Source organism: Hydrogenimonas sp., assembly GCF_029932565.1.
In the GTDB taxonomy this organism is placed as follows: domain Bacteria; phylum Campylobacterota; class Campylobacteria; order Campylobacterales; family Hydrogenimonadaceae; genus Hydrogenimonas.
This window is the reverse complement of sequence record NZ_JAOZPV010000113.1, coordinates 1-3621: the sequence shown is the minus strand read 5'-3', so window position 1 is coordinate 3621 and position 3621 is coordinate 1. Positions and strand designations below refer to the sequence as shown.

3 protein-coding genes are annotated in these 3621 nt (G+C 53.3%); all 3 read left to right on the top strand.

Translation table 11 applies throughout. From position 1 onward, the window contains the following. Positions 1–106: 106 nt before the first annotated feature. The 3 genes from Q1K24_RS09505 to Q1K24_RS09495 all read left to right on the top strand — a co-directional run bounded on the left by Q1K24_RS09505 (position 107) and on the right by Q1K24_RS09495 (position 3621). Positions 107–1036, top strand: coding sequence for a ribose-phosphate pyrophosphokinase (locus tag Q1K24_RS09505; protein WP_300369414.1), 930 nt, complete (start codon positions 107–109; stop codon positions 1034–1036). Positions 1037–1155: 119 nt separating this feature from the next. Next, positions 1156–2949, top strand: a complete 1794-nt coding sequence (gene lepA, locus Q1K24_RS09500) for a translation elongation factor 4 (RefSeq protein WP_300369411.1) — start codon at positions 1156–1158, stop codon at positions 2947–2949. Between the two features lie 105 nt (positions 2950–3054). After that, entirely contained in the window at positions 3055–3621 is a 567-nt protein-coding gene (locus tag Q1K24_RS09495) for a ComF family protein (RefSeq protein WP_300369408.1), read from the top strand.

Here is a 3621-nt window from a genome sequence, read left to right as displayed (position 1 = left end):
ACCATAAACCATTTCAAACACAAATTGTTATCATAGAATTTCGTAATAGATTCTTGGGAGATTTTTGGATATAATCGCACTAATTTAATCACGGAAGGTAAAGTGTATGCGCGGATACAAAATATTTGCCGGAACAGCATCGGAACCGTTTGCTGCCGAGATCAGCAAATATCTCGATGCCCCACTCAGCGGTGCCAATATCAGACGCTTCAGTGACGGTGAAATCGGATGCCAGATCAGCGAAAGCGTTCGGGGACGCGATGTGTTTATCGTCCAGTCGACGGGAGCTCCGGCCAACGACAACCTGTTGGAACTGCTCATTATGACCGATGCACTCAAGCGCAGTTCAGCCAAGTCGATCAATGCGGTCATTCCCTATTTCGGCTATGCGCGTCAGGACCGGAAAGCGGCACCACGTGTTCCGATCACGGCGAAACTGGTGGCGAACCTCATACAGACGGCGGGTATCGACCGAATCATTACGATGGATCTGCATGCCGGACAGATCCAGGGCTTTTTCGACATCCCGGTCGACAACCTCTACGGTGCGATTCTCTTTATCAACCACATCAAATCGAAAAATCTGGACAACCTGATCGTTGCGAGTCCCGATATCGGCGGTGTGGCACGTGCACGTTATTTCGCCAGCCGCCTCGGTGTCGAGATGGCGATTGTCGACAAACGCCGTGAAAAGGCGAACGAGTCGGAGGTGATGAATATCATCGGTGAAGTCGAAGGGAAGAATATCGTACTGGTTGACGATATGATCGATACAGCGGGCACCATCGTCAAAGGTGCAGCGGCACTCAAAGAACATGGTGCAAAAAGTGTCATCGCCTGCTGCACCCACCCGGTTCTCAGCGGGCCTGCATACGAACGTATTCGTGAAGGCGAACTGGACGAGTTGATCGTCTCCGATACCCTTCCGCTCAAAGAGGCGTGCGAAAAGATCACGGTTCTGCCGGCAGCACCCATCTTTGCCGAAGTCATCCGGCGTGTCTATCACAACGAGAGTGTCAACTCGCTTTTTATGTAAGTGAGGCCGGAAGGTGAGAGGGCAAGAAAGCAGACATGCATTCTCACCCTCTCGCCAGTCGTGAAGCGGCGATCTCACCCTCTTGACAAATTGATATAAAAAAATCCGAAAAGGTTTCCATGCAGGATAGAATCCGAAACTTCTCCATTATTGCCCATATCGATCACGGCAAGAGTACGCTGGCCGACCGTATTATCCAGGAGTGCGGTGCCGTCACCGAGCGGGAGCTCGGTACGCAGATGATGGATACGATGGATATCGAACAGGAGCGGGGCATTACGATCAAGGCACAGAGTGTACGCCTGACCTATGTCAAAGATGGCGAGCCCTATGTCCTCAACCTGATTGACACCCCCGGTCACGTCGATTTCAGCTATGAAGTGAGCAAATCCCTCGCTTCTTCGGAGGGTGCACTGCTGGTTGTCGATGCCTCGCAGGGTGTCGAGGCACAGACGATCGCCAATGTCTACATCGCTCTCGAAAACGACCTGGAAATCATTCCCGTCATCAATAAAATCGACCTACCGGCCGCCGACCCCGATCGCGTGGTCGAGGAGATCGAGCAGACGATCGGTCTGGACTGCAGCGGTGCCATCTATGTCAGTGCCAAAACGGGGCAGGGTATCCGCGAATTGCTCGACGCTATCGTCGACCGCGTGCCGCCGCCCCATGGCGACGAGGCAGCGCCGACCAAGGCGATCATCTATGACAGCTGGTTCGACAACTATCTGGGTGCACTGGCGCTGGTGCGTGTTTTCGACGGCAGTATCAAAAAGGGGCAGGAAGTTCTCATCATGGGTACAGGCAAGAAGCATCAGGTACTCGACCTCTCCTATCCCCACCCCATTAAACCTTCCAAAACGAAAGAGATCAGGAGCGGCGAAGTCGGCATCGTCGTGCTGGGACTCAAAAACGTCAGCGATGTCGCCGTAGGTGATACGATTACCGATGCGAAGCGTCCCACGGCCGAAGCGGTAGGAGGTTTCAAAGAGGCCAAGCCCTTTGTCTTCGCCGGCCTCTATCCGATCGATACCGACCGGTTCGAAGAGCTGCGCGATGCACTGGACAAGCTGAAGCTTAACGACGCATCCATCAGTTACGAACCGGAAACCTCCGTGGCTCTGGGTTTCGGTTTTCGGGTTGGATTTCTCGGCATGCTCCATATGGAGGTGGTCAAGGAGCGTCTGGAGCGGGAATTCGGCCTCGATCTGATCGCCACCGCGCCCACCGTCGTCTACAACGTGGAGCTGACCGACGGCAGTCTCGTCGAGGTGCAGAACCCGAGTGAAATGCCCGACACCGGTAAGATTGCGAAGATCTATGAACCTTATGTGCGGGCCACAATCATTACGCCCAAAGAGTTTCTGGGCAATATCATCACGATGATGGCCGATCGGCGCGGGGTGCAGGAGAAGATGGAGTATCTCAACGAAGAGCGCGTGATGCTGGTCTACGCCGTACCGATGAACGAGATCGTCGTCGATTTCTACGACAAACTCAAAAGCGCCACCAAAGGGTATGCCAGTTTCGATTACGAACCGATCGACTACCGCGAGGGCGATCTGGTCAAGCTAGATGTGCGCGTCGCCGGTGACGTCGTGGATGCACTCAGCATTATCGTGCCGCGGGAAAAGGCGCAGCAACGGGGCAGAGAGCTCGTCAAGACGATGAAAGAGCTGATCCCGCGCCAGCTCTTCGAAGTGGCGGTACAGGCATCCATCGGCAACAAAGTCATCGCCCGAGAAACCGTCAAATCGATGGGAAAAAACGTGACGGCCAAGTGCTACGGCGGCGACATTACCAGAAAACGCAAACTCCTCGAAAAACAGAAAGAGGGGAAAAAGCGGATGAAAGCGATTGGCAAGGTACAGCTACCGCAGGATGCGTTCCTGGCGGTGTTGAAAATCGACTGATTCGGGGTAGTAAACAGTGAACAAGAAAGGTAGAATGGAATATAATTCTATCTTTTTCTGTTTTCCGTTTTCCGTTTCCCGTTTCACCGCACCCAAAGGGCATTGATGCGTTGCCACAGCTGCCGACGTTTCTCTTTGTCTCTGATATGCCGAAGCTGCCGTGAACTCTACCTGAATCCGGAACCCCGGATCCGGAAACTCGCTACGGGTCTGGCAGTGCTCTCATTTTACGGTTATGATGAAATAGAGCCGTTTCTGCTGACCAAACACCTTCCGCACGGCTGGTTTATCTACCGTATATTGGCGGCGGAAGCGTTCAAGACACTGAATAACAAGAGGGAAGAGGGAGTGTGTGCAATACCCGTCGACGACAATGCATCAGGAGGGTACAGTCACACAGCGATTCTTGCCAACCGATTGCGATACAAAGGGTATCATCCGCTTGTAGGTATGCTGCATGCAAGGAATAGAATCTCCTATGCGGGTCAGCCGCTTGCGTTCAGACTTCAAAATCCAAGAGAGTTCAACTATCGCGGTCCTGACAATATCGAGGCTGTTTTGCTCGATGATATTGTCACGTCCGGTTTGACATTGCAGGAGGCGCATGGTGTACTGCTTCGTGCCGGTGTCACGGTCCGTTCTGCGATTGTCCTGGCTGACGTGGACCGATGA

Coding starts and splice junctions, on each gene's coding strand:
- Q1K24_RS09505 (WP_300369414.1), top strand. CDS start 107: ATGCGCGGATACAAAATATTTGCCGGAACAGCATCGGAACCGTTTGCT.
- lepA (WP_300369411.1), top strand. CDS start 1,156: ATGCAGGATAGAATCCGAAACTTCTCCATTATTGCCCATATCGATCAC.
- Q1K24_RS09495 (WP_300369408.1), top strand. CDS start 3,055: ATGCGTTGCCACAGCTGCCGACGTTTCTCTTTGTCTCTGATATGCCGA.